General features: G+C 69.9%; 28 protein-coding genes, 1 tRNA gene and 1 pseudogene. 20 read left to right on the top strand and 10 right to left on the bottom strand.

Annotation, left to right across the window (positions count from 1 at the left end):
* The first annotated feature begins 9 nt into the window (after positions 1-9).
* The 3 genes from cobF (at position 10) to ID574_RS46035 (ending at position 2,390) form a co-directional block, all read left to right on the top strand.
* On the top strand, positions 10-774 hold the full coding sequence (gene cobF / locus ID574_RS46045; protein ID WP_223167769.1) for a precorrin-6A synthase (deacetylating): 765 nt from the start codon (positions 10-12) through the stop codon (positions 772-774).
* Positions 775-784: 10 nt separating this feature from the next.
* Positions 785-1,294 (top strand): O-acetyl-ADP-ribose deacetylase, encoded by a 510-nt coding sequence (locus ID574_RS46040; protein ID WP_188195396.1) that lies wholly within the window; start codon positions 785-787, stop codon positions 1,292-1,294.
* A 109-nt stretch (positions 1,295-1,403) separates the two neighbouring features.
* Positions 1,404-2,390 carry an NAD-dependent epimerase/dehydratase family protein gene (locus tag ID574_RS46035; protein ID WP_188195395.1) on the top strand — a complete coding sequence of 329 codons (987 nt, stop codon included), beginning with the start codon at positions 1,404-1,406 and terminating at the stop codon, positions 2,388-2,390.
* 171 nt (positions 2,391-2,561) lie between these two features.
* Here ID574_RS46035 and ID574_RS46030 read toward each other — a convergent pair whose 3' ends face one another.
* Together ID574_RS46030 and ID574_RS46025 are read right to left on the bottom strand one after the other, a co-directional pair.
* Positions 2,562-3,356, bottom strand: a complete 795-nt coding sequence (locus ID574_RS46030; protein ID WP_188195394.1) for a class I SAM-dependent methyltransferase — start codon at positions 3,354-3,356, stop codon at positions 2,562-2,564.
* The gene (locus tag ID574_RS46025; protein ID WP_188195393.1) at positions 3,353-4,093 is read right to left on the bottom strand and encodes an SDR family NAD(P)-dependent oxidoreductase; all 741 of its coding nucleotides are present in this window, start codon (positions 4,091-4,093) and stop codon (positions 3,353-3,355) included. The genes ID574_RS46030 and ID574_RS46025 overlap by 4 nt, the downstream gene beginning before the upstream one ends.
* A gap of 605 nt (positions 4,094-4,698) precedes the next feature.
* On the opposite strand from ID574_RS46025, the gene mshA reads away from it, so the two are divergent.
* From mshA to ID574_RS46005, 4 genes are read left to right on the top strand one after another with little or no spacing between them, the layout of a single operon-like run.
* A complete protein-coding gene (gene mshA, locus ID574_RS46020) occupies positions 4,699-5,937 on the top strand; it encodes a D-inositol-3-phosphate glycosyltransferase (RefSeq protein WP_188195585.1) in 1,239 nt (412 codons plus the stop codon).
* 11 nt (positions 5,938-5,948) lie between these two features.
* On the top strand, positions 5,949-6,428 hold the full coding sequence (locus ID574_RS46015; RefSeq protein WP_188195392.1) for a type III secretion system chaperone family protein: 480 nt from the start codon (positions 5,949-5,951) through the stop codon (positions 6,426-6,428).
* A gap of 18 nt (positions 6,429-6,446) precedes the next feature.
* Positions 6,447-7,190: a phosphoglyceromutase gene (locus ID574_RS46010; RefSeq protein ID WP_188195391.1), complete on the top strand. Its 744-nt coding sequence runs from the start codon at positions 6,447-6,449 to the stop codon at positions 7,188-7,190.
* 13 nt (positions 7,191-7,203) lie between these two features.
* Complete coding sequence (locus ID574_RS46005) at positions 7,204-7,980, top strand: carbon-nitrogen hydrolase family protein (protein ID WP_188195390.1); 777 nt, start codon at positions 7,204-7,206, stop codon at positions 7,978-7,980.
* Here the strand turns inward: ID574_RS46005 and ID574_RS46000 are convergent.
* The 3 genes from ID574_RS46000 to phoU form a co-directional block, all read right to left on the bottom strand.
* Complete coding sequence (locus ID574_RS46000) at positions 7,970-8,194, bottom strand: hypothetical protein (RefSeq protein ID WP_188195389.1); 225 nt, start codon at positions 8,192-8,194, stop codon at positions 7,970-7,972. The two genes, ID574_RS46005 and ID574_RS46000, sit on opposite strands and share 11 nt — an antisense overlap.
* Before the next feature lie 17 nt (positions 8,195-8,211).
* Positions 8,212-9,021 (bottom strand): alpha/beta fold hydrolase, encoded by an 810-nt coding sequence (locus tag ID574_RS45995; RefSeq protein ID WP_188195388.1) that lies wholly within the window; start codon positions 9,019-9,021, stop codon positions 8,212-8,214.
* A gap of 83 nt (positions 9,022-9,104) precedes the next feature.
* Positions 9,105-9,749: a phosphate signaling complex protein PhoU gene (gene phoU / locus ID574_RS45990; protein ID WP_188195387.1), complete on the bottom strand. Its 645-nt coding sequence runs from the start codon at positions 9,747-9,749 to the stop codon at positions 9,105-9,107.
* Between the two features lie 134 nt (positions 9,750-9,883).
* On the opposite strand from phoU, the gene ID574_RS45985 reads away from it, so the two are divergent.
* On the top strand, positions 9,884-11,065 hold the full coding sequence (locus tag ID574_RS45985; RefSeq protein ID WP_188195386.1) for a sensor histidine kinase: 1,182 nt from the start codon (positions 9,884-9,886) through the stop codon (positions 11,063-11,065).
* Positions 11,062-11,754, top strand: coding sequence for a response regulator transcription factor (locus ID574_RS45980; protein WP_188195385.1), 693 nt, complete (start codon positions 11,062-11,064; stop codon positions 11,752-11,754). Before ID574_RS45985 ends, ID574_RS45980 begins: the two co-directional genes overlap by 4 nt.
* A gap of 55 nt (positions 11,755-11,809) precedes the next feature.
* Here the strand turns inward: ID574_RS45980 and ID574_RS45975 are convergent, their stop codons facing one another.
* Positions 11,810-12,388: a copper chaperone PCu(A)C gene (locus ID574_RS45975; RefSeq protein ID WP_223167766.1), complete on the bottom strand. Its 579-nt coding sequence runs from the start codon at positions 12,386-12,388 to the stop codon at positions 11,810-11,812.
* 240 nt (positions 12,389-12,628) lie between these two features.
* Between ID574_RS45975 and ID574_RS45970 the strand changes: the two genes are divergently transcribed.
* From ID574_RS45970 to ID574_RS45955, 4 genes are all read left to right on the top strand, one after another.
* Positions 12,629-13,111 (top strand): CarD family transcriptional regulator, encoded by a 483-nt coding sequence (locus ID574_RS45970; RefSeq protein ID WP_043624891.1) that lies wholly within the window; start codon positions 12,629-12,631, stop codon positions 13,109-13,111.
* 17 nt (positions 13,112-13,128) lie between these two features.
* A complete protein-coding gene (gene ispF, locus ID574_RS45965; RefSeq protein ID WP_188195384.1) occupies positions 13,129-13,602 on the top strand; it encodes a 2-C-methyl-D-erythritol 2,4-cyclodiphosphate synthase in 474 nt (157 codons plus the stop codon).
* Positions 13,603-13,787: 185 nt separating this feature from the next.
* Positions 13,788-14,084, top strand: coding sequence for a GlsB/YeaQ/YmgE family stress response membrane protein (locus ID574_RS45960; RefSeq protein WP_188195383.1), 297 nt, complete (start codon positions 13,788-13,790; stop codon positions 14,082-14,084).
* A gap of 98 nt (positions 14,085-14,182) precedes the next feature.
* Positions 14,183-14,452, top strand: coding sequence for a GlsB/YeaQ/YmgE family stress response membrane protein (locus ID574_RS45955; protein ID WP_188195382.1), 270 nt, complete (start codon positions 14,183-14,185; stop codon positions 14,450-14,452).
* Positions 14,453-14,536: 84 nt separating this feature from the next.
* Here the strand turns inward: ID574_RS45955 and ID574_RS45950 are convergent, their stop codons facing one another.
* The gene (locus tag ID574_RS45950) at positions 14,537-15,670 is read right to left on the bottom strand and encodes a DUF2637 domain-containing protein (RefSeq protein ID WP_188195381.1); all 1,134 of its coding nucleotides are present in this window, start codon (positions 15,668-15,670) and stop codon (positions 14,537-14,539) included.
* 74 nt (positions 15,671-15,744) lie between these two features.
* Here ID574_RS45950 and ID574_RS45945 point away from each other — a divergent pair, with 74 nt between their 5' ends.
* Both ID574_RS45945 and cysS read left to right on the top strand, forming a co-directional pair.
* Positions 15,745-16,131 carry a PPOX class F420-dependent oxidoreductase gene (locus ID574_RS45945; RefSeq protein ID WP_188195380.1) on the top strand — a complete coding sequence of 129 codons (387 nt, stop codon included), beginning with the start codon at positions 15,745-15,747 and terminating at the stop codon, positions 16,129-16,131.
* A gap of 43 nt (positions 16,132-16,174) precedes the next feature.
* Positions 16,175-17,566, top strand: coding sequence for a cysteine--tRNA ligase (gene cysS / locus ID574_RS45940; protein WP_188195379.1), 1,392 nt, complete (start codon positions 16,175-16,177; stop codon positions 17,564-17,566).
* A gap of 730 nt (positions 17,567-18,296) precedes the next feature.
* Here the strand turns inward: cysS and ID574_RS45935 are convergent.
* Complete coding sequence (locus tag ID574_RS45935) at positions 18,297-18,878, bottom strand: RNA polymerase sigma factor (RefSeq protein WP_188195378.1); 582 nt, start codon at positions 18,876-18,878, stop codon at positions 18,297-18,299.
* Between the two features lie 242 nt (positions 18,879-19,120).
* Here ID574_RS45935 and rlmB point away from each other — a divergent pair, with 242 nt between their 5' ends.
* The 3 genes from rlmB to ID574_RS45920 all read left to right on the top strand — a co-directional run bounded on the left by rlmB (position 19,121) and on the right by ID574_RS45920 (position 20,609).
* Positions 19,121-20,083 (top strand): 23S rRNA (guanosine(2251)-2'-O)-methyltransferase RlmB, encoded by a 963-nt coding sequence (gene rlmB, locus ID574_RS45930; protein ID WP_188195377.1) that lies wholly within the window; start codon positions 19,121-19,123, stop codon positions 20,081-20,083.
* A gap of 20 nt (positions 20,084-20,103) precedes the next feature.
* Positions 20,104-20,176: transfer RNA gene (locus tag ID574_RS45925), tRNA-Thr, on the top strand.
* A 232-nt stretch (positions 20,177-20,408) separates the two neighbouring features.
* Positions 20,409-20,609: a response regulator transcription factor gene (locus ID574_RS45920; RefSeq protein WP_188195376.1), complete on the top strand. Its 201-nt coding sequence runs from the start codon at positions 20,409-20,411 to the stop codon at positions 20,607-20,609.
* A 304-nt stretch (positions 20,610-20,913) separates the two neighbouring features.
* Here ID574_RS45920 and ID574_RS45915 read toward each other — a convergent pair whose 3' ends face one another.
* Complete coding sequence (locus ID574_RS45915; RefSeq protein ID WP_188195375.1) at positions 20,914-21,267, bottom strand: hypothetical protein; 354 nt, start codon at positions 21,265-21,267, stop codon at positions 20,914-20,916.
* Positions 21,268-21,599: 332 nt separating this feature from the next.
* Between ID574_RS45915 and ID574_RS45910 the strand changes: the two are divergent.
* Both ID574_RS45910 and ID574_RS45905 read left to right on the top strand, forming a co-directional pair.
* Positions 21,600-23,121, top strand: a pseudogene (locus ID574_RS45910) (IS110 family transposase).
* A gap of 391 nt (positions 23,122-23,512) precedes the next feature.
* Positions 23,513-23,734 (top strand): hypothetical protein, encoded by a 222-nt coding sequence (locus ID574_RS45905; protein WP_188195374.1) that lies wholly within the window; start codon positions 23,513-23,515, stop codon positions 23,732-23,734.
* A gap of 491 nt (positions 23,735-24,225) precedes the next feature.
* Here the strand turns inward: ID574_RS45905 and ID574_RS45900 are convergent.
* A partial coding sequence (locus tag ID574_RS45900; protein WP_188195373.1) for a transposase occupies positions 24,226-24,514 on the bottom strand: 289 nt, incomplete at its 5' end.

The following is a 24,514-nucleotide window of genomic DNA, read 5'->3' as shown; positions in this document are numbered from 1 at the left end:
GGCAGACTCATGCGGGTGAAGCGGCTACTCGTCATCGGCATCGGCGCCGGCGATCCCGACCATCTCACCCTCCAGGCGGCCAAGGCCATCGCCGCCACCGACGTGTTCTTCATCGTCGACAAGGGCGAGGTCAAGCAGGATCTGGTACGGCTGCGGCTGGACCTGATCGAGCGGCACGGCCGCCCGCCGTACCGGATCGCCGAGGCCCGCGACCCCGAACGCGACCGCAGCACTTCCGCGTACACCGCCGCCGTCGAGGACTGGCGCTCCCGCCGCGCGCTGGCCTGTGAGTCGCTCATCCGTGACGAGCTGGGTGAGGGCCAGACCGGGGCGTTCCTGGTCTGGGGCGACCCGGGTGTGTACGACAGCACGCTGGCCATCGTCGAGGAGATCCTGCGACGCGGGAACGTCACGTTCGACTACGAGGTGATCCCCGGGATCAGCAGCGTGGCCGCGCTGACCGCCCGCCACCGCACGAGCCTCACCCAGGTGGGCCGCCCCGTGCACCTGACCACGGGCCGCCGCCTGGCCGAGGACGGCCCCACCGCCGACGACGTGGTGGTCATGCTGGACGCCCACTGCTCCTTCACCGGCCTGGACGACTTCCACATCCACTGGGGCGCCTACCTGGGCACACCCGACGAGATCCTCGTGTCAGGACCGGTCGCCGAGGTCAGTGAGCGCATCCGCGAGCTGCGCGCCGAGGCCCGGGAACGCAACGGCTGGATCATGGACACGTACCTGCTGCGCCGCTTGCCGGACGCGGACGCGTAGTCTCGGTGAGATGGAAATCACGCTGGTGCAAGGCGACATCACCGAGCAGCCGGTGGACGCCATCGTGAACGCCGCCAACTCCTCGCTCATGGGCGGCGGAGGCGTCGACGGCGCGATCCATCGCCGCGGCGGGCCGGAGATCCTGGAGGAGTGCAGGAAGCTGCGGGCCTCCGCCTATCGGGAGGGGCTGCCGACCGGCCAGGCGGTGGCCACGACGGCGGGACGGTTGGCCGCGCGCTGGGTGATCCACACGGTGGGGCCGGTCTACTCCAAGTCGGAGGACCGCTCAGCCCTGCTGGCCTCCTGCTACCGAGAGTCGCTGCGCGTCGCCGACGAGCTGGAGGCCAGGTCGGTGGCCTTCCCCGCGATCTCGACCGGCGTCTACGGCTGGCCCATGGACGACGGGGCCCGCATCGCGATCGAGACGGTGCGTCACGCGGACACGTCCGTCGAGGACGTCAGGTTCGTGCTGTTCGACAGCGCGGCCCACGCGGTGTTCGAGGCGCGGCTGAGCGGCTAGGGGCGGTTGCCCCGGACTGCTGTCGCCGGACGGTCCGCTGTCGGCGAATCGGGTCCGCTGTCGGTGAACCCGCCTGGGTTCCCGGGGTCCGCGATGCTTGGATGCCAGAGTGGAGATCTTGATTCTGGGCGGGACGGCATGGGTCGGCCGCGAGCTGGCGCGGCAGGCGATCGAGCGCGGCCATCGGGTGACGTGCCTCGCCCGCGGCGAAAGCGGGCAGGTCGCGGACGGTGCGAGGCTGGTGGCCGCCGACCGGCGCGACCCTTCGGCGTACGCACCGCTGCTCGACCGCGAATGGGATGCGGTCATCGAGGTGTCGTGGCAGCCCGGCTTCGTCCGCGAGGCGCTCGCCGCGCTGGGCGACAGGGCCGGGCACTGGTCTTATGTCTCCTCCGTCAGCGCCTACGCCTCCCACGCCACGCCGGACGCGGACGAGTCCACCCCGCTGCTCCCCCCGACCGATCGCGACGAGGCCGACCGCGAGTCGTACGGAGAGGCCAAGGTCGCCTGCGAGCAGGCGTCGACGGCCGCCGTGGGCGACCGCCTCCTCATCGCGCGCGCCGGCCTCATCGGCGGCCCCGGTGACCACAGCGGCCGTTCGGGCTATTGGGTGGCCCGCGCCGCACGTGACCCGCAGGGGCCGATGCTGGTCCCCGACACACCGGCCAGGCCGACGCAGGCCGTCGACGTGCGCGATCTCACCGCCTGGCTGCTCGACGCAGGGGAGAACGGCAGCGTCGGCACGTACGACGCCGTCGGTCCGGTCGTCCCGTTCGGGGAGTGGGTCGAACTGTCCCGCTCCATCGGCGGGCACACCGGTCCGGTGGTCACCGCCGAGTCGGCCTGGCTGCTCGCGAACGGCGTGGCGGAATACATGGGGCCGGAGTCGCTGCCGATGTGGTTGGTGGAGCCGGGCTGGGAAGGGTTCTCGGCCCGCAGCGGGTCCGCGGCACGCGCCGCCGGGCTCCGCCACCGGCCCAGGGCCGAGCTGCTGGCGGACACGCTGGCCTGGGAACGCGAGCAGGGCCTCGACCGGACCCGCCGGGCCGGCCTCAGCGCGGAACGGGAGCGCGAGCTGATCGCCGCCCTCACCTGACGCCCCGACCCGTTCCGCTCACGGACGCACGCCCCTACCGTGACACACCACGTCCCGACCCGCTCCACCCTGTGACCTGCGCCATATCTCGACAGCGACGCGTCCTGGCCCGAGCCTGGAAGCGGGCGTCCTGGCCACGGTGATCGGCCGCCCCCTCCCGGGATCAGGTCCCTAACCGCGCGGATCGACCGCCGACCAGGGCAGTGTCACCTCGCCGAGTCGCCACCTCGCGGCACCGCCCAGTGGCGGCCGGGTGGGCACCGGCCAGGAGCCGGCCAGGGCCTGCACGGCCGCCAGCCACCGCTGCCGGGTCCCGTGCACCCCATGGGGCGCGCTGACCGCCCATGCGCGATCGAAATCCCGCAGAAAGGCATGGATCCGCTCACCGGGCACGTTCCGGTGGATGAGCGTCTTCGGCAGCCGATCGGCCAGGTCGGAGGGCCGCTCGAAGGCGTCGAACCGGGCGGAGAACGTGATCGTCTCCGGCCCGCGGGACGACAGGCCGACCCAGACCGCCCGCCGCCCGTTCTCCGACGACGTCCCCTCGACCAGCACGCCGTACGGAGCCAGCCGGCCGCACAGCACGTCCCAGTAGTGCCAGGCCTCCGCCTCGGCGTACTGGCGCAACACGTTGAACGCCCTGACCAGCACCGGCGGCCGGGACACGGGCAGCTCGAAGCCGCCGAGCCGGAAGCTCAGCCCCTCCCGCTCGTACGGCTTCGCCAGCGCCACCCTGGCCGGGTCGATCTCGATCCCCACCACCTCGACCCCCGGCGAGACCCGGCGCAAGCGGGTGAACAGCTCCAGCGTCGTGGCGTGCGAGGCCCCGTAGCCCAGGTCCACCACGAGCGGCCGGTCGACCGCCCGCAGCCGCCGCCCGTGCACCGCCGCGATCCAGCGGTCGCAGCGCCGCAGCCGGTTGTGCGCGGTCGTCCCCCGCGTGACGGACCCTACGGGTTTGCTCACGTGACGCGGTGCACCTTGTGCTGCGCGGCCTGGGCGCGCGGACGGATGATCATGCGGTCGATGTTCACGTGCGCCGGCCTGGTCACGCACCAGGCGATGGCGTCGGCCACGTCGTCCGCGGTCAGCGGGTCCGGCACGCCCTCGTACACGCGGGCCGCTGCCGCCTCGTCCCCGCGGAACCTGGTGACCGCGAACCCCTCGCTCTTCACCATGCCCGGCGCGATCTCGACGACCCGCACCGGCTGCCCGACCAGCTCCAGCCGCAAGGTCTCGGCCATCGACGTCTGGGCGTGCTTGGCCGCGCAGTAGCCGCCTCCGCCCTCGTACGACACCAGCCCCGCCGTCGAGGTCAGCATCACCAGCACGCCGTCGCCCGACTCGATCAGCTTGGGCACCAGGGCCTGGGTCATGCGGAGCGAGCCGAGCACGTTGACCTCGTACATCCGCTGCCAGTCGTCGAGCCGCCCGTCGGCGACCGTCTCCAGGCCGAGCGCGCCGCCGGCGTTGTTGACCAGCACGTCGCACCGCTCCAGCGAGGCCGCCAGCGCGTCCACCGACTCCTGCGAGGTCACGTCGAGCGTCACCGCCCTGATCAACGGCTCGTCCGCGGCCAGCTTGTCCAGCCGCTCGCGACGCCGCGCGCCCGCCACCACCTCGTAGCCCTCGACGGCGAGCCGGCGCGCCGCCGCCGCGCCGATCCCGCTGCTCGCACCGGTCACCACAGCCGTTCTCCGCATGGCCCTCATCCTGCCAGCCCCCTCCGCACCCCGCGCCGCCGCCATCCACGCCCGGCCCGGGCACACCCTCTCCCCGCGCCGCCGGTCGCGCGGCCCCTGTGCCGACGCTGCCCGCCCGCAACCGGCGCGCCTGCCCTGTCCGTGCTCCGTCCCTGTGCCGACGCTGCCCGCCCCCGACCCGGCTGCCCCGCCGGTCGCTCCCTCCGGCGCTGCCCGTGCCCGGCTCGACCCCGGGATCCGCACCGCCCGCATGGCCCCCGCGTGCCGTTGCTCGGTGGCGCGCCCGTCGGGGCCCGAATGGCGTGGGACAGGAGCAGGGGGCAGCGGGGAAGGGCGAGGCGGCCTGTGAGGTGGGCGATGTCACCGACCGAGACCCGGCAGGTCCTCTCCCGGCCGCGCGCCCGCCGAGGCCCAGGCCGGGGAGGGGCCGTCGGGCGGGGAGCGACGAGGAGCTCAGGAGGCGGTGGGCCGAGGGGCTAACGGCGCCTCGGTGCGGGGGTTGTGACCGCGTGTCGGGAATGTCGGAAAAATTTGGATGGTTGTAACGCTCTTGGAGGTGGTGTCGAGTGAGGCGACGGCGGGTCGGCCGGGTGGCGACCATCAGCATGCACACATCGCCCCTGGACCAGCCCGGAACGGGCGACGCCGGAGGCATGAACGTGTACATCGTCGAGTCCGCCAGGCGACTGGCGCAGCTCGGCGTGGAAGTGGAGATCTTCACCCGGGCCACGGCACGCGACCTGCCCCCCGTGGCCGAGCTCGCCTCAGGCGTCCTCGTCCGGCACCTGACCGCGGGCCCGTACGAGGAGATGGACCGCGCCGACCTTCCCGCGCAACTGTGCGCGTTCCTGTCGGAGGTGCTGCGCACCGAGGCCATGTACGACCCCGGCCGCTACGACGTGATCCACTCCCACTACTGGCTGTCCGGCCAGGTCGGCTGGCTGGCCAAGGAGCGCTGGGGCGTGCCGCTCGTGCACACCATGCACACCATGGCCAAGGTCAAGAACCTCCTCCTCGCCGAGGGCGACCAGCCCGAGCCGCAGGCCCGCGTGGTCGGCGAGGAGCAGGTCGTGGGGATCGCCGACCGCCTCGTGGCCAACACCGCCGACGAGGCCCGCGAGCTCATCGACCTGTACGACGCCCCCGAGGAGCGCGTCGCCGTCGTCAACCCCGGCGTCAACCTCTCCGTCTTCCAGCCCGGCTCCCAAGCCGCCGCCCGGCACCGCCTCGGCCTGCCGCTGGGCGCGCACGTGCTGTTGTTCGTGGGCCGCATTCAGCCGCTCAAGGCCCCCGACGTGCTGCTGCGCGCCGCCTCCAGGATGCTCATCGAGGACCCGTCGCTCCGCGAGCGGCTGGTGGTGGCCTGCGTCGGCGGCCCGTCGGGCAACGGCCTGGCCCGCCCGTCCATCCTCACCGACATGGCCGCCGAGCTCGGCATCTCCGACGTCGTACGGCTCATTCCCCCTGCTCCGCAAAAGGAGCTCGCCGACTGGTACCGCGCGGCCACGGTCACCGTCGTCCCCTCCTACAGCGAGTCGTTCGGCCTCGTCGCCCTGGAATCCCAGGCCTGCGGCACGCCCGTGGCCGCGGCGGCCGTCGGCGGACTGCGCACCGCCGTCCGCGACGGCGTCTCCGGCCTGCTCGTGGACGGTCACGACCCCGCCGACTGGGCGGCGGCGCTGCGCCGCTTCGTCCTCTCGCCGCACTGGCGCGACCACCTGTCCCAGGGCGCCCGCACCCACGCGGCCGCCTTCGGCTGGCAGGCGACGGCGTCGCGCCTCGTGGAGGTGTACGCGGCCGCGATCGCCAACCTGCACAAGACGCCCGTGGCGGTCAATCTGTAACGTGCACTTCTATGCGCGATGTCGTCGAAGCCGCGCTCAAGGCCGCGGAGGTCTCCTACGAGGAGCCGCGGCCCGGGGCGTTCCTGGCGAAACTCCCCGGGCAGCACAAACTGGCCACCATGACCTGGCTGATCGTGGGCGAACGGGTGCTCCACGTCGAGGCGTTCTTCTGCCGCAAACCGGACGAGAACCACACCGAGTTCTACCGCTGGCTGCTGGAGAAGAACGGCTCGATGTACGGGGTGCACTTCTCCCTCGACCCCGTCGGCGACGTCTACCTCGTGGGCCGCGTGCCGCTGGCCGCCGTCACCGGGGACGAGGTCGACCGGCTGCTGGGCTGCGTGCTGACGTACGCCGACGACTGGTTCGACCGCGCGCTGGAGCTCGGTTTCGCCTCGTCGATCAGGCGTGAGTGGGCGTGGCGGGCCAAGCGCGGGGAGTCGCTGGCCAACCTTCAGGCGTTCGCCCGCTTCGCCGACCCCGACCGCTGAATCCGTACTATTAGCCCCATGGCGACTTTGGTGCTGCTACGGCATGGCGAGAGTGACTGGAACGCGAAGGGCCTGTTCACCGGCTGGGTGGACGTGAGCCTCTCGGCCAAGGGCGAGGACGAGGCCCGCCGCGGGGGCAAGCTCCTCCTGGATGCCGGGCTGCGCCCGGACGTCGTCCACACCAGCCTCCTGACGAGGGCCATCCAGACGGCCCAGCTGGCGTTGGGGGAGGCGGACCTGCTCTGGCTGCCCGTCAAGCGCAGCTGGCGGCTCAACGAGCGTCACTACGGCGCGCTGCAGGGCAAGAACAAGGCGCAGACGCGCGAGGAGTTCGGCGACGAGCAGTTCATGCTGTGGCGCCGCTCGTACGACGTGCCGCCGCCGCCGATCGCCGACGACGACGAATACTCCCAGGCCGGCGACCCGCGCTACGCCCTGCTCCCGCCGGAGCTCATGCCGCGCACGGAGTGCCTGAAGGACGTGGTCGACCGCATGCTGCCGTACTGGTACGACGAGATCGTCCCGGATCTGGCGGCCGGCCGCACGGTCCTGGTGGCCGCGCACGGCAACTCGCTGCGGGCCCTGGTGAAGCACCTCGACGGCATCAGCGACGAGGCCATCGCCGGCCTCAACATCCCGACCGGCATCCCGCTGCGCTATGAGCTGGACGCCGAGTTCCGCCCGCTGAAGCCCGGCGGCGAATACCTCGACCCGGAGGCCGCCAAGGCCGCCATCGAGGCCGTGGCCAACCAGGGCCGCTGACGATCGCGTGAAAGTGGCTGCGCTGCAGGCCGACCTGGCCTGCGACGCGGCCGGCGGGCTCCCTGAGGCGATCGGGCGGTGCGCTCGGGAGGGCGTCGAACTGCTCGTACTCCCCGAGTGCTATTTCGGCGGCATGCCCTCGGGCAGGGCCGCCGCCGAAGCCGTGGCCACCACGGCGGAGGAGCTGATCCCGGCGTTAAGGGCCGCCCCTCCCGGCCTGACCGTCGTCGCCGGCTTCACCGAGCGCGCCGATCGCGGCCTGCTGCACAGCTCGGCGGCAGTGGTCCGCGACGGCCGCCTCCTCGGCGTCTCCCGCAAGCTGTTCCCCAGGGAAGCGGCCTTCGACCCGGGCGACGACCTGCCGCTCCACCACCACGGCGAGCTGCCCTTCGGCGTCGTGATCTGCTACGACGCCAACTTCGTCGAGCCGTCCCGCCTGCTGGCGCTGGCGGGCGCCCGCGTCCTGGCCTGCCCGCTCAACAACGACCTGCCCGCCGACGTCACCCGCCGCTGGCGGATCAGGTCACGCTCGACCCTGGTTGCTCGCGCCGTCGAGAACGACTGCTGGGTGATCGCCGCCGACGTGGCCGGAACGGCGGACGGGCGCGAGGGCATCGGCGCCACCCGGATCGTCGCCCCTGACGGCGGTGTCGTGGCCGAGGCGCCCGACGGAGAGCCCGCCCTGCTCGTCGCTGACATCGAACCGGACGGCGCGTCGCCGCCCCACCACTGGGACGCCTCCCTGAACCCCGCGCTCTACCGCAGGTGGGTGAGAAGCGTCACAGGTTGAGCCACGGCTGAAGCCGCTTCGCCCGATCCAGGCAGTCCGGGCAGACGGGCTGGTCGGACGACCTGGCCACGGCCTCCGGCGTGGCCGGCCGCAGGGTGCCGAGGCCGGTGAGGCCCGGCGGGCGGCCGGTCTCCGGGTCGACCAGGACGGTCGGGGCCTCTGCCGGATCGAAGGTGAACTCGCGCTTGCACGAGAAACAGCGGCCGGTCTCCATGGACCCAGCGTACGGCTTCAGCCGGCCAGCGCCTTCCGCAGCACGTCGGCGCACTCGGCGGGGTGCGCGAGGAACCCGCCGTGGTCGCCGGGGAACTCGACCGGCGGCGTGCCGAGCCGCTCGGCCAGCGCGACCGACGTCCGGTACGTGATCAGATTGCCCGAGTCGAGCCCGATGCCGACCAGCACCCGGGCCGGGCCGGCGGTCAGCGCGGCGACGTCGGGCACGTAGCGGCTGGTGGGGCGCAGCTCGTGCAGGAAGAAGCGGGCGCTGTTGGCCAGGTCCTGCTCCGAGGGCTCCCCGGGCGGTCCCGCGGGCGCGCCCTCGGCCTCGAGGTCGAACCCGGCGGTGACCATGAACTTCACCCAGGCCGCTCCGACCCCGTCCCGCCGGTAGGTCGCGATGATGTCCTCGGTCGCGGCCCGCCGCTCGGCGGCGTCGGGAAGCAGCTCCAGGAGGGGCGGCTCGTGCGCGACGAGCGTACGCACCCGGTGCGGATGCCGCTCGGCCAGCGCGAGCCCGGTCACCGCGCCCCCGCTGCTGCCGAACACGTCGGCGGACTCCGCGCCCAGGTCGTCCATGATCGCGGCGACGTCGTCGGCCCGCAACTCGGGCGTGGAGTCCTCCTCGGGGTCGTCGAGGGTGCTGTTCGAGATGCCGCGCGGGTCGAGCGTGGCCACGGTGTGGTCGCCCGCCAGCGCGTCGGCGAACGGCGCGAAGGCCGAGGCGTCCATCGGGGCTCCGATGACGAACAGCAGCGGGCCGGTGCCGCGGACCTCGTAGTGCAGGCTCGCGCCGGGCACGCGCAGAGTGTGGGTGGTGGCCATGCCGGTGGTCCTTTCCTCGTGCGGATCTTCTGGAGGTAGGACTCCCGGCGGTAGCCGGAATCGTCGCGGTCGCGGAAAGAAAATCAGCCCGGTCGCGTGCCGGTCACCAGATAGACGACGTCCTGCGCGACCCGTACCGCGTGGTCGGCGTACCGCTCGTAGTAGCGGCCGATGAGCGTGATGTCGATGGCCGGCTCGACCCCGTACTGCCAGTCCTTCGCCAGGATGTCCCGGAACAGCTTGCGATGCAGGCGGTCCATCGCGTCGTCGTCGTGCTCCAGCTCCAGGGCGGCCTCGACGTTGCGCGAGGCCACGCAGCTGCCGGCCTTGGTGACGAGGTTCTCCGCGATCTGGCCCATCTCCAGGATCGTGGAGCGCAGCTGCGGCGGGATCGCGGAGTCGGGGTGGCGCAGGCGGGCCACCTTGGCGACGTGGACGGCCAGGTCTCCCATGCGCTCCAGGTCGGTCCCCATGCGCAGAGCGGTGATGATCGTGCGCAGGTCGACCGCGACCGGCTGCTGCCTGGCCATCAGGTCGAAGATCGTCGATTCGACCTCGGCGAACGTCGCGTTCACCTCGTCGTCGCGGGAGATCACGCTCTCCGCCAGCGCGAGGTCCGAGTCGAGGAGGGCGGTGGTGGCGCGGGAAATGGCCGACCTGACCAGCCTGGTCATCTCGACCAGTTTGTCATTGAGCCCATCGAGTTCTTCATGGTACGCGTCGCGCATGCTCTCACCGTACGCCCGGGCATATCGCGGTCGATGAACGATCCCCTACACCCAGATGAACTTTGCAGGAAAGGGGTGTTCATCCCCTGATGAGGGGGTCTGTCCCTGGAAGAACGCCGCCTACCATCAGAGACATGAGTGAGTTGGCCATGAGCTTCGCAGCCCTGGCCGGGTTCGTCGTGGGCGCCCTGGCGGTCCTGTTCTACCGAAACCAGATCGAGGCTCCGAGCCGCATCACCGAGCCCGAGACCGTGGAGACCGGCGCGGCGCTGCCGCAGGGCGTGGCCTCCGTCCTCGCGGTGCTGCCCTCGTCCGCCGTGGTGCTCGACGCGCACGACCGCGTGCTGCGCGCCAGCTCGGCGGCGCGGGCGTTCGGCCTGGTCAAGGGCGATCGGCTCATGGCCGCCGAGCTGCTCGCGCTGGCCCGGCAGGTACGCCGCGACGGCGAGATCCGCGAGAGCGAGATCGACGTCGCGGGCCACAAGTTCGGCCAGGAAACGACGAATTTCGCGGTCCGCGTAGCGCCACTCGGCACCTACGGGCAGGTGCTGGTGCTCGCCGAGGACCAGACCGAGCGGCGCCGGGTCGAGGCCGTGCGCCGCGACTTCGTCGCCAACGTCAGCCACGAGCTGAAAACCCCGGTCGGCGCGCTGAGCCTGCTCGCCGAGACCATCCAGGACGCCGCCGACGACCCCGAGGCGGTGACCCGCTTCGCCAACCGCATGCAGCACGAGGCGGCTCGGCTGAACCACCTGGTCCAGGACCTGATCACGCTCAGCAGGATCCAGGGCGCCGAGCCCATCCCCACACCGGGCCAGGTCTCGATCGACGAGGCCATTCACGACGCCATCGACTACTGCAACACCAAGGCGGCCGCCAAGGACATCGCCCTCGTCTCCGGCGGCACCGAGGGCCTGCGCATCTGGGGCGACGACGAGCTGCTCGTCACCGCGCTGCGCAACCTGATCGACAACGCCATCGCCTACAGCCCCGAGCACACGAGGGTGGTGGTCAGCGTCAGGCCCGCGAACGACTCCGTGGAGATCAGCGTCAGCGACCAGGGCATCGGCATCCCCGAGGAGGCGCTGGAGCGCATCTTCGAGCGCTTCTTCCGCGTCGACGCCGCCAGATCCCGGGCGACCGGCGGCACCGGGCTCGGGCTCGCTATCGTCAAGCATGTCGCCGCGGCGCACGCCGGCGAGGTGTCCGTCTGGAGCAAGGAAGGGTCCGGCTCCACCTTCACGCTCCGCCTGCCCGCCTTCGGCGGCACGGCGGTGGCCGTACCACCCTCGATTCCCCTGGAGACAGCTAAATGACCCGAGTTCTCGTCGTCGAAGATGAGGAGTCCTTCTCCGACGCCCTGTCCTACATGCTGCGCAAAGAGGGCTTCGAGGTATCGGTCGCGGCGACCGGGCCCGAGGCGCTCGACACGTTCGACCGCAACGGGGCCGATCTGGTGCTGCTCGACCTGATGCTGCCGGGTCTGCCCGGCACGGAGGTGTGCCGTTCCCTCAGGCAGCGCTCCAAGGTGCCGGTGATCATGCTGACGGCCAAGGACAGCGAGATCGACAAGGTCGTGGGGCTGGAGCTGGGCGCCGACGACTACGTCACCAAGCCGTTCTCCTCGCGGGAGCTGGTCGCCCGCATCCGCGCGGTGCTGCGTCGCCAGGGCGACGTCGTCGAGGAGCTGGAGACCGCGGTGCTGGCCGTCGGCCCGGTGCGCATGGACGTCGACCGGCACGTCGTGGCCGTGCGCGGGGAGCAGGTGCAGCTGCCGCTGAAGGAGTTCGAGCTGCTGGAGGTGCTGCTGCGCAACGCGGGCCGGGTGCTCACCCGCGGCCAGCTCATCGACCGCGTCTGGGGCGCCGACTACGTGGGCGACACCAAGACCCTGGACGTCCACGTCAAGCGGCTGCGCGCCAAGATCGAGTCGGACCCGTCCAACCCGCGCTGCATCCTCACCGTGCGCGGCCTGGGCTACAAGTTCGACGCGGTGGAGGACTGACGAGCCCTTGTTCCGGTGCGCTCCCCGCGTACCGGAACAAGGGCTTTGCCGTGTCTTAGTGAGACTCTTCCGCGTGCGCGGTCGGCGTCGGCGTCGGCGTCGGCGCGGGAGTGGCGCCGGGGGCCGGGGGGTAGGCCGCGAATTCGCGGCTGCGCGTGACCACAGGCACCTCCATGGACACTGTCCCGGCATTGGCGAACTGAAGGTCCAGCCGGATGCTCTCGCCGCCCCTGAGGCTCTTGGGGATCGATTCGAGCATGAGCTGCGGCGTCGGCTTGCCGGTGTTCACCAGTTGGTTGCTCGGGAGCTGGATCGGGGCGGTGACCTTCACCGTGCCCATGTTCCCTGCCGAGACGGCCTGCAGGGTGTCGGGGGCGCCGGCCGTGTTGAGGATGTTGAGGTAGATCGGGGCCGAGCCGCGCCACGGGAGCTGGGCGCCGGAGTCCGGGCCGAGAATGAACGCCTGCGGGATGTGAATGCCGCGAGTGCCGTAGGCGCCCTTGTCGATCAAGACTTGCGCCTCGTTGGGCGCGTACGGCTTGTTGGTGGTGGCGTCGAATCCAGCCCCGCAGCCGGCCAGCACAGGGGCTGCCAAGAACGCGGCGGCTACGACAATCCAGCGACGGCTGGTCACGGGCGGGTTCTCCTTGGTCTTGCGCGTGCGTGTAGGGCAGCGCCCACCATATCCACCCGATTCCATGGTCATATCCACACCCCCGCAGGTCATTCGCTATGTCCGGAATGGAGATTCATAGAGTTGACCGATTGTCAAGCCCTAATATGCGGCTTTGACCTGCAGTTATGATGATTTCACTGTTCCGGGAGCCTGTGGACGCGTGGTACCCTGGAGTACAGCGGAAGGGGTACTTGTCACATGACTTTCCAGGTCGGCGACACTGTCGTCTACCCCCACCATGGGGCTGCTCGGATCGAAGCAATCACGAAGCGATCCATCAAGGGTGAGGAAAAGACCTACCTGGTGCTCAAGGTCGACAAGGGCGACCTTACCGTCCAGGTGCCAGCCGAAAACGCAGAACTCGTCGGTGTGCGCGATGTTGTCGGCCAGGAAGGCCTTGAGCGTGTTTTCGACGTCCTACGGATGCCGCACACCGAAGAGCCCACCAACTGGTCTCGTCGCTACAAGGCCAATCTGGAGAAGCTCGCCTCCGGTGATGTGAACAAGGTCGCCGAGGTGGTTCGGGACCTGTGGCGGAGAGACCGCGAGCGCGGGCTGTCCGCAGGCGAGAAGCGCATGCTCGCCAAGGCGCGTCAGATCCTGGTCAGCGAGTTGGCCCTGGCCGAGAAGACCAATGAGGACAAGGCCGAGGCCCTGCTCGACGAGGTCCTCAACTCCTGAGCGCGAATCTTCCACGGGTGGGCGTCGGAGTAGACGTCCACCCGTTCGCTTCGGATTCCTCGGGGCGCGAGCTCAATCTCGCGGGCCTGCACTGGCCCGGCGAGACCGGGCTCGAGGGCCACTCCGACGGCGACGCCGCCGCGCACGCCGCCTGTGACGCGTTGCTGTCCGCGGCCGGTCTGGGTGACCTGGGCCGGCTGTTCGGCACGTCCGACCCGCGCTGGGCGGGTGCGTCCGGCACCGCCCTGCTCGAGGAGACCGCCCGCCAGGTACGCGCCGCGGGCTACGAGATCGGCAACGTGGCCGTCCAGGTGATCGGCAACCGTCCCAAGCTGTCTCCGCGCCGTGCGGAGGCCGAGAAGGCGCTCAGCGCCGCTCTGGGGGCGCCGGTGAGCGTCTCCGCCACCACGACCGACGGGCTCGGGCTGACCGGGCGCGGAGAGGGCATCGCGGCCATCGCGACCGCGTTGGTAGTGAACCTTTCCACATAGCCGGGCGTCCTCTTTGTTGGGATACGTGAGGGTGTCCTGGCGGGTCGTCGCCTAGCCCGCCTAGTTCGGAGGCGGCGGTTCGTCACTGGCGCGGTACGGACCGCCGCCTTCCTCAATGGGTTGTTTGTCTGATCCGGCGGGTAGGTCTCCCCAAGACATGTGAACGTCTTCGGGGGGAGCCACACATGATCGGGGCGATTGTTTCCGCAGTGGTCATCGGCGCCATCATCGGTGCGCTGGCCAGGCTGCTGGTGCCTGGTAAGCAGAACATATCCATCGGCGTGACGCTGGTGGTCGGCATCGTGGCAGCGCTGATCGGCACGCTGATCGCGCACGCGTTCGGCTGGGCCGACACGCGGGGGATCGACTGGATCGAACACATACTCCAGCTCGCGCTCGCGATCGTGGGCGTGCTCCTCGTGACCAGGATGGGCATGGGGCGCGCGGGACGCACCCGCGGAACCCCTGGAACCCCCACCTGACCTGGGCGTACGTCATAACGGCGCATAATCGCCGGAGATCGGGTAGCGAGCATCTCCGTGGGAGTGAACCGCTCACTCTCACGGGGAGGTTTCATGTCATGACAATCGAATCCATCCTTGGCGCCATCGTGATTGGCGCCGTGATTGGCGCAATCGGTCGCCTGCTGCTTCCCGGCAGGCAGGCCATCGGGTGGATCCTCACCATCGTCGTCGGCATCGTGGCCGCTCTCCTGGGCACGCTGCTCGCGCAGGTGCTGGGGGTGCAGACCACGCCCGGCATCGACTGGATCGAACTGGTGATGCAGGTGGTGCTGGCGGTGGTCGGTGTCGGCCTGGTCGCCGGGCTTCGGCGCGGGACCAGCGTCTAGGCGGAATACATCGGCCCGCCCGGGGAGCGATCCGTCCCCCGGGCGGGCCCTTCACGTCCAGTCCCCTGACAGGCGTGTTCGTGGTCAGTCCTCCGGCGGGCGTGGAGTGGCGCGCAGCCGCCCGGACGGGGCCGGGGTGTCGTCGTGGATCACCGGATGCGGGGCGGTGTCGCCTGACTCGTCCTCGTGCTGCTCGCCGGCTTGAGCGGCCGTGTGGCGCTCGGTGACGTCGGCGGCCTCCGGGCCGTGGACGGGGTCGGGGACGTCGTCTTCGAAGACCGGGTGCGGCTGGGTGTCGACGTCACGCTCGTCGCGGCGGGGGTGGACCAGGACGTCGGTCGGCTTGACGCGGTCGCCCCAGCGGAGGGGGCGGGTCTTCGGCTCGGGCTCCTCCTGGACGTCCTCTTGGACGGCGGGCTCCTGGTCCCGTACGGGCTCTTGGATGGCGTCCTGGTCGTCCACCTGGGCGAGCTCGTGTTCCCTCGGGTCCTCCTGGAGCCCGGCGGACTCGTCGGCCCGCTCTTCGGCTCGCCATTCGGCCACCTGCGCGGAGATCGGCGCATCGTGGGCGGGAACCGGTGGCTCGTGCTCCCGGGCGTGTGTCTCTTGAGGCTGGACCGGCGGCTCCTGAGGCCGGACCTGAGGCTCCTGGGGCCTTTCCTGGGCGGTGGTGGGGCCGACCCGGGGAGCGGGCTCCATGACCGGCGCGGGCGCCTCGGTGACCGGCGCGGGAGGCGTCTCGGCCGGCCGGGCACGGTGGAACGGCACGATGTCGGGCTCCCGCGTACCGTCGTCCTCCTCGCCCCCGTCCGCGACCCGATGGGCCTGCACGTGCTTGATCAGCAGCAGCCAGAGCCACAGGGCCACCGCCAGCATGACCCAGGGCGCCACGGCCACGCCCACGGCCGCCTGCCGCACGTCGAACACGAACCGCACCGCCGTGGCCACATCCGCCGCCGCGGCGGCCGCGATGAGCAGGATCAGCACGATCGCCGCCTGCACGCGTACCAGCAACCGGGCCGAGCGCAGCAGCAGCACGCCGATCAGCGCGACCACGAGCAGGGCGTCGAATGCCGCCGGATAGAGGAAGGCGAGATCCTGCCTGGCCTCGCCGGTGATGGCCAGAGCGCGCAGGTCGTCGAAGGAGAGCGCGCAGGCGGCGCCGGCGAGTGCGGCGACCGCGAGCCCCGCCAGGGCGACGCCCAGGCGACGGAGCATAGAGGGGGGAGTCACGTCCATGGCGGTTTCGAGCCTACAGAAGAATGTGAACCGGGACCGATCAAGGGAGAGACATGGCAAAGCTTCCGGAAGAAGCAAGGAAACTCCTCGACGCGCCGAACTTCGCCACGGTGACCAGCCTCAACCCCGACGGCGGGCCGCAGTCGACGGTCGTGTGGGTGCGCACGGACGGCGACGACGTGATCTTCTCGACCGCGAAGGGGCGCAGGAAGCCGCGGAACTTCGAGCGTGACCCGCGCGCGAGCCTGCTCGTCATCGACCCTGACGACCCGTACCGCTACGTGGAGGTGCGCGGGCACGTGACCATGACGCCCGACCCCGAGGGCGCGCTCATCGAGGAGCTCTCGCAGAAGTACCGGGGGCAGTCATGGGAGGACAAACCGGGCACCGAACGGCTGATTGTCCGCATCCGGCCGGACAGGGTCACGGTACGGGGTTGATTTATCGACGTAATGACGCCGTACAGGCGTTAGCCTTGCCTTCGTGAGCCTGCACATCTACGACACCAGCACGCGCGCCATCCGTGAATTCGTTCCGGTCGAAGCCGGCCGGGCGTCGATTTACCTGTGTGGGGCGACCGTGCAGGCTCCGCCGCACATCGGGCACATCCGCTCGGGCGTGAACTTCGACGTGCTCCGGCGGTGGCTGGCGCGTTCCGGATATGACGTGATGTTCTGCCGCAACGTCACGGACATCGACGACAAGATCATCCGGGTGTCGGCCGAGGAGGGCGTGCCCTGGTTCGCGGTGGCCGAGCGCAACCAGCGGGCCTTCACGTGGGCGTACGACACGCTGGGCTGCCTTCCGCCGACGGTCGAGCCGCGGGCCACGGGCCACGTGCCCGAGATGATCACGCTGATGGAGCGGCTGATCGAGCGCGGCCACGCGTACGCCTCCGGCGGCGACGTCTACTTCGACGTGCGGTCCTATGCCGACCGCTACGGCTCCCTCTCCAACCAGAAGCTGGAGAACATGCGGGCCGCGGGCGACACCGACGACGAGTCGTGCAAGCGCGACCCGCGCGACTTCGCCCTGTGGAAGGGCGAGAAGCCGGGCGAGCCGACCTGGCCCACCCCCTGGGGTCCCGGGCGTCCGGGCTGGCACCTCGAGTGCTCGGCCATGGCGACGAAATACCTCGGGCCGACGTTCGACATTCACGGCGGCGGGATCGACCTGATCTTCCCGCACCATGAGAACGAGATCGCCCAGTCCCAGGCGGCCGGCGATGGGTTCGCGCATTACTGGATGCACAACGGCATGCTCAAGATCGGCGCGGAGAAGATGAGCAAGTCGCTCGGCAACTCCCTGCTGATTCCCGAGATGGTGCAGAAGGTGCGCCCGGTCGAGCTGCGCTACTACCTGGCGGCGCCGCATTACCGCTCCTCGATCGAATACTCGGAGGAGGCGCTCCTGGAGGCGGCGGCCGCCTACCAGCGCATCGAGGGCTTCGTGACGCGCGCCGCCGAGGTGATCCACGACGTCGACGCCGACGCGCCGCTGCCGCAGGCGTTCGCGGACGCGCTGAACGACGACCTCGGCACGCCGCAGGCGCTGGCGGTGGTGCACGAGGTGGTGCGCGAGGGCAACGTGGCGCTGTCGCGGGGCGACAAGGAGGCCGTGGCACGGCTGCTGGCCGAGACGCAGAACATGCTGGACGTCCTCGGCCTCGACCCGCGCTCGCCGCAGTGGCGTGGGGCAGGTTCGGACCTGTCACCTGTGGTGGACGCGCTGGTGGCGGTGGCGCTGGAGCAGCGCAAGGCGGCTCGGGCCCGCAAGGACTACGAGGCGGCGGACGCGATCAGAGACCAGCTCGCGGCGGCGGGCATCACGGTGGAGGACACACCGCACGGGCCCCGCTGGGAGCTTTCCCGCTAGTCGGCTACCGGCGGTTTCCCACCTGGGCCCGCGCCTCGGCGAGCAGTGCCGACTGCCGGGCCCAGCCGCCGCCGTCAAGGCCGAGCCCGCCCGCTTCGGCGCCCTTCGGGGCATACGGCGCCCTTCCTCCAGGGAACGGCGGCCGTGGCGTCGCCCCAGAGGAAGGCGTGCCCCGCCCGGATGGGAGCGCGGCATCAGCACGACCGTCGCGCCGCCGCACGCCTACTGAGATCTACGGCGGGCACGTGCCGCCCGAGCCCGCGACGATCTCACCGCCGCTTTCCTCGATGCCGGAACCACACTCCCCTCTTCGTCTTCTCCTCTCGGACGAGGCTCGCCAGGACCTCCAGCGTGGCGTCGACACGACGTCTCCGCTCACGCTGCGCCGCCCGCGCCGACCGCCCGCCAGCCGGCGATCCCGGGAAGCCGCGATGCCGATGCCGACGCTGATGCCGAGCATCACTCGACGGCCCGAAAGGTGCCGGAGGCCTCCAGCTCGCACACGCCACCCGAACATGACCTCCGCAGCCGCCCTCTGGAGACCGTCTGCGCCAGACCGATCAACCAGCAGGTCGGGCACCCGCGAAAGGCCGGCACCGCGACCGCTACGAGTAGCAGACTGACCGGACCCACCACCGGGACGAGCACGATGGCGGCGATCAGCGGGCCGAATCCCACCAAACCGCGTACGAGATGCCGCGACACCGACGAACTTGCGAAGCTCCGCCCCTCAGCCACCGATCCCCCCGCCTTCCCGAATCGATCGAACGCCTGGAGCCGGATCGGACAACATGCGCTGCACCGCCGCCCGAGCCCGATGCAGCCGCGACTTCATCGCCGCCGTGCTCAATCCCAGCGCGTCCGCGGCCATCCTCCCGCTGATGCCCTGTACATCCCGCATGATCAGCACTTGACGCTGGTCGGCGGGCAGCGTCGCGATGGCCTCCGCCACCCGGGCGGCCTCCAGCCGTTGGAACACCTCCTCCTCCGCGGACGGCATGGAGCGGCCGGCCGAGAACGTCGTCGAATGGGAGCACATCATCAGCCGGGCCCGCCGGAGGCACTCGTTGCGAATGATCCGGAACATCCACGAAGCCAACGCCCCGGAGGCCCGCAACGTCCCGATCTTGCGATAGAGGACGATCAACGCCTCCTGGGCGGCGTCCTCGGCGTCCTCAGGGGTGGCGCACAACGACCGCGCGAACCGCTGCACATGCGGATGCGCCCCCGACACCAGCGCGGCGATCGAATCGACGTCACCGCCCCGCGCGGCGGCGATGAGCCGCTCGTCCGACCATGTCGTGTCAGCCACGTTCCCGCCCCCTCCGGCGCAGCACGACGACACTACACGCGCAGATGAGCACGGCTACGACGGCGACAGCGATACCTGCGACCACGACGACCTCCATGTCCTGTGTCCTGTGTCCTGTGGACGTCACCGGCGGTGTTGCCGGGACACGTATGAGAGGCGCCAAGCCCGCAGAAGGATTCACCGCCTCGCCGGGACCGGTCGTGCGGGATGAGCTGCCTGACAGCCCCAGTACCCTTGATGACATGGCAGCAGGAGGCAGGGCATCGGGCAGACCCGCGAAGAAGAAGGGCCCGTCCAAGGGCACCGGAGGGCAGAAACGCCGGTCGCTCCAGGGCAAGGGCGCGACTCCACCTGCCGAAATGCGCCACTGGTACAAGGACAAGGCCCGCTCGCAGCGCATCGCCCGCGAGGAGCACACCGGCGAGCGCCGTACGTCCCCGACCAGGCAGCGCCGCTCGGAGGACGCCCCTGAGCACATCGGCGGCCGCAACCCCGTGCTGGAGGCCCTGCAGGCCGGGGTGCCGGCCGGCGCACTCTACGTTGCCCAGCGCATCGACAACGACGACCGCGTACGCGACTCCATCAAGATCGCCGCAGAACGCGGCATCGCCCTGCTCGAGGTCACCCGCGACAAGCTCGACCGCCTGACCGAGGGCGGCGTCCACCAGGGGATCGCCCTCCAGATCCCGGCCTACGACTACGCCCACCCGGCGGAGCTGGTCGAGCTCGCCCAGGATGTGGCCGAGGCCCCGCTGATCGTCGCCCTGGACTCCGTCACCGACCCCCGCAACTTGGGCGCGATCGCCCGTTCGGCGGCGGCCTTCGGCGCCCACGGCCTCCTCATCCCCTCGCGCCGCTCCGCCGGCGTCACAGGAGGCGCCTGGAAGACCTCCGCCGGCACGCTGGCGACCCTCCGCGTCGCCCGCGCCGCCAACCTGACCGCCGCCCTCCGCGAATACCGGGAGGCGGGCCTGTTCATCGTCGGCCTCGACGGTTCCGGCGAAACCGACATCGCCGACGTCGAACTACTCTCCGAGCCCGCCGTGATCGTCGTCGGCTCGGAAGGCAAGGGCCTGTCCCGCCTGGTCCGCGAGCAGTGCGACGTCCTGGCCCGCATCCCGATTGCCGCGGCTGCGGAGTCATTGAACGCGGGGGTCGCGGCGGGAGTGGCACTGTACGAGGTCGCTCGTCACAGGCGTCTCTAGCGTCTACACTGGTAGGCCGCGCCGACGTAGCTCAATCGGCAGAGCATCTGTCTTGTAAACAGAAGGTCAGGGGTTCGATTCCCCTCGTCGGCTCTCAGGTGGAAGGGCCCCTTCCGGGACTTGGAAGGGGCCTTTTGATCTCTATACAGCAATGTGCTCACTCCTTCGGCGTACGGGCGCTCGGTGGTCAAAGGCGCCTTGAGTAAGCCCAGGATGCGGCCATCGCTGGCGACCGCGCCCATCATCGGCGTGTGATCGTTGCTGCCCCATCTGCCGAGTTGGCAGAGCCGCCGGTCGGCGGTGATCAGGCGGCCTTCGACGTCGCGTGCGATGTTGGGGACGAGGATCCGTTCGAGGGCGGGCTGAAAGTCCGGCGAACAAGGAGATCGTCGAGCAGCTGTCGGTGAGCGAGGGCACCATCAAGACCCATCTCAGCCGCCTGATGGCCAAACTGGGCCTGACCAGTAGAGCGCAGGCGGTCGTGCTGTCCTACGACTGCGGCCTGGTGGAACCCGCCACCCGCTGAACCGCCTCATGCCGGATGTCGTCCGTAGGCAACGCGCTATGCTCGGCCGTCCTGGTCGGCAGGCATGAGCGGCGGCGCAGGAACCGATCTCCCGACCCAGGACCTCGTGGCGTCAGCTGGGCGAACCAGCGTTCTTGAGCTCGGGACAGGTCTGCCCGCCACATGAGCTCCACCGAATCCGCCCCGGAGCACTGGGGTGATCTCGATGCTTCTGGCTCTACCCCGAATGCACGAGGTTCGGCCCCGGACGTGCGGGCGTTGTGCGGGTGGCGCGTCCGGGACCGGTCAATGGCGCGGAACGACGTCAGGAGAGGCGCTGGATTGTCCACATGTTCTGGATGATCCGGGACGGGTGGCCACAGCTCGTCGGATCCCACCGGGTATTGACGAGGACCCAGCCGGCGGGCAGCTGGTTGGAGCAGACCGTCATGATCGCACCGACGGGCTGGTCGTAGTAGGACTCGATGTTCCACACGTTGTAGGTGATCCTGGACGGGTTCCCGCAGCGGGTCGGATCCCAGAAGTCCGTCTTGACCCAGCCGGTCGGCAGGCTTCCGGCGCACACGGTGTTGACGCCCGCGCCGGCCGGGCTCACGGGCAGGAACAGGAGTGCGGCGAGCGCGCTCAGGACCACGCTGATGAACTTGAGGCGTTTCACGGTCCTACCCCCTTCGACTCGACCTCCACTGGTACGGCGGCAGGCTTGATCGCCCGTCCATTCGCTCCGCGCGGTGCGCTGGATGACGTCTGCCGCCAATCGGCATGACACCTCATGTCGCGGCGACGCGGTCGCGGAGGAACGGCTTGCGCACTGAGCAGGCGCGGGGCCGAAGCGCGCCAGGCCATGGAGGCGGTGCGCGCCACCAGCCGTGAGGCGCTGGGCAACCTGCGTGCCGGGCTTGAGCGGCCGGTACCTATGACCCGCTAGGCGTGCTGCTCGCCGTGGTCCAGGCGAATACCGACTCTATTAGCTATAGCTAATTAGTTCCCATGTCCCTGCTCGGGACGCCGCTCAGGCGGGAAAATGGGTGCGGGTCACCCGCCGACGTCGGTTCGTCTATGGCGCGGGTGAGGCCGTTAATGAGTTTGATCGCTGGGAGCTGCTTCAGGGGGCCGCGCAGTGTTGCCATGAGCACGAGGGTCCGCCTCTTCCATCCCCCGCTGGCTCCTGCGGGTGACCCGTGGACCCACCCACATCGATGGGAGGGGAGGAACGCCGTGCAAGAGGTCGATGAGCAGGACCTGTATGTGGATCGGGTCGCGGCTCTGGATTTAGGCAAGGCAGGGCTGGAGGCGTGCGTGCGGGTGCCGCACGAGGACCGGCCCGGACGGCGGTTGCAGGAGATCCGCGCGTACGCCACCACCACGGCGGCGCTGTTGGAGATGGCCGACTGGCTGCGCTGCCAGGGCGTGGCCCGGGTGGTGATGGAGAGCACCTCCGATTACTGGAAGGGGGTGTTCTGGCTGCTGGAGGCCGAGGGGTTCGACTGCTGGCTGGTCAATGCCCGGCAGGTGAAAGAACGTGCCGGGCCGGGCCAAGACCGACCGGGCCGATGCGGTGTGGCTGGCCAAGGTGGCCGAGCGGGGCATGTGCCGGCCCTCGCTGGTGCAGCCCGCGCCGATCCGCAAGCTACGGGACCTGGCCCGTTACCGGCGCTCGCTGATCGAAGACCGCACCCGGGAGATGCAGCTGGCCGAGAAGCTGCTGGAGGACGCTCAGGTGAAGTTGTCGTCGATGATCAGCGACATCTTCGGGGTGTCCGGCCGGCAGATGCTGCAGGCCCTGATCGATGGCCAGCGCGATCCCAAGGTGCTCGCCGACATGGCGCGGGGCAGCATGCGCGGCAAGATTCCCGCGTTAGAGGAGGCGCTGCGCGGGTTCTTCACCGATCACCACGCCGTGCTGCTGCTCATCATGCTGGCCAACATCGACCGGCTCAGCGAGCAGGCCGCCCTGCTGGACGCCGAGATCGAGCAGGTTATGGGCCCTTTCTCGGCGCAGGCGGCCCAGCTCGATGAGATCACTGGAGTGGGCCAGGTGGCCGCCCAGGAGTTGATCGCCGAGATCGGGGTGGAGATGAGCCGCTTCCCCACCGCCGCGCACCTGGTGTCCTGGGCCAAGTTCTGTCCCCAGACGCACGAGTCGACGGGCCGCAAGAAGGGCAAGGGGCGCGGCAAGGGCAACCGGTGGCTGGCCGGCACGCTGGGTCGGATCGTCTTCTCCTTCAGCAAGAGCGACACCTTCCTTGGCGAGCGCTATCGCCGCATCGCCCGCCGCCGTGGCAAATCCAAGGCCCTGGTCGCCGCCGGGAACTCGGTGCTCACCGTCGTCTACCAGCTGTTATCCGATCCCCAGGCCCACTTCCACGACCTGGGCGCCGACTACTACGACAGCCGCATCAGCAAAGACCGTCGCGCCCGCAGCCTGGCCAGCCAGTTGCAAGCCCTGACCGGCCAGAAGATCGTCATCCGCAACGGAAAGGCCGTCCTCATCGAGCCCGCGCCGACCTGACACAACTCACCGCGAATCACTTATCGCTCATTGCCGCTAGGGGTTCGCTGCCGCCTGCCCACGTGAAGCTCGAATTTTCGGGTCAGACAGAGCCCCACGCGGCTTCACCGGCGATCGGGCAGCGGTCGAAACAGCATGTGGGACAGTGCCGGGAATGGTGTCCCTCGGGCTGGCATCGGTCAGATCTCCTTGAGTTGCGACCATTGGCTCGGGTGCTCGTCATGGCAGGTTGGCGTTCGACACGTGAAAGTTTCAGAGATCTCGGAAGCTTCTGGCGATCTCTGGCAAGCTCACGATTCCGTGAGAGCGCCGTGAGAACTTCGGGACTCGTCGGAGACGGGTAGCGCTGTCATGATTTCTGAGATGTCGTCGCGAATCCCGAAGGAGAGTCATGGGCAAAGCTCGATCGTTGGCCGTCACTGCGGCGCTGGCTGCCGGCCTGACACTATCGGTGGGGACGGCCCCTGCTCAGGCGGACAGCATCAGGTACGTCTACTACCTCTACTCCGACTGCGTCAATGGCGGCAACCTCGGCATTCAGTGGGGATGGTGGACCTCCTACAGCTGTGTCTATATGGAAACCTACGGGCCGAAATGGGCGTTGTGGGCCTGACCGTTCGCTGACGGCATTTCTTTCGTACGCCATCCGCGATTAAGGCCGATCCCGGACGCTCTCACGTGGGTCGGGTTGATTCCGTCGCGCGTTGAGTGGCGTCCGGTGCGGTGGCGATTTTCGTAGTTCCTTGTCTCTCGGTTTTTCGGCGCGTCTGCGCCGATTTCTGGGAGGTGGCCGTTGGCCTAGTTTGAGCCCTTCGCCGGGTTGGACGGGTTACTCGGTGGCGAGGCGGTTCCTGCACCAACTCGGCCGCCTCACGCACTTGCTCGAGGTTCTGCCGGAAGGCCCGGTCCGCAACGTCCGCCTGATCCGTCGAGATCTCTAGCCTCGATCTTTCGTGATCAAGGTGTGGTCGGCTAAACGGTCCGGCTGAAGGTCGAATTGCGTGGTGTGGTCAGCACGCCGGCCCGGCTGTCGCGTCGGGTGGGCGGGGTTCCACGGGCCCTCCGGGTGTTCCCTTTCTTGGTCGCAGGGACAGCCTGTGGCGATCAGGTCGGGGCCGGCAGGGCTTGCAGGCGGCTCAGGGCGGTGAGGATGTCGTGGGCCCAGGGCCATCGTGCGGCTATGCGCAGGCGCAGACGGCGGCCGCCGCGCACCAGCCGTCCGGCCACCGCGAACAGCCGCAGGCGCAGGCGTTTGGGCTCGTAGCCGTGAGCAGCGGTGCCGGGCAGCGCCAGCATCTGCATCCAGGCCAGGAGTTCGCAGGCCAGCGCGACGAGCTCGCACCAGATCTGGTTGCGAGCGAAGTGGTGCAGCGGCAGGTTGGCCAGGCCGGTG

The organism is Nonomuraea sp. SYSU D8015 (assembly GCF_008065375.1).
GTDB lineage: Bacteria > Actinomycetota > Actinomycetes > Streptosporangiales > Streptosporangiaceae > Nonomuraea.
This window is presented reverse-complemented; position numbering and strand designations above follow the sequence as displayed.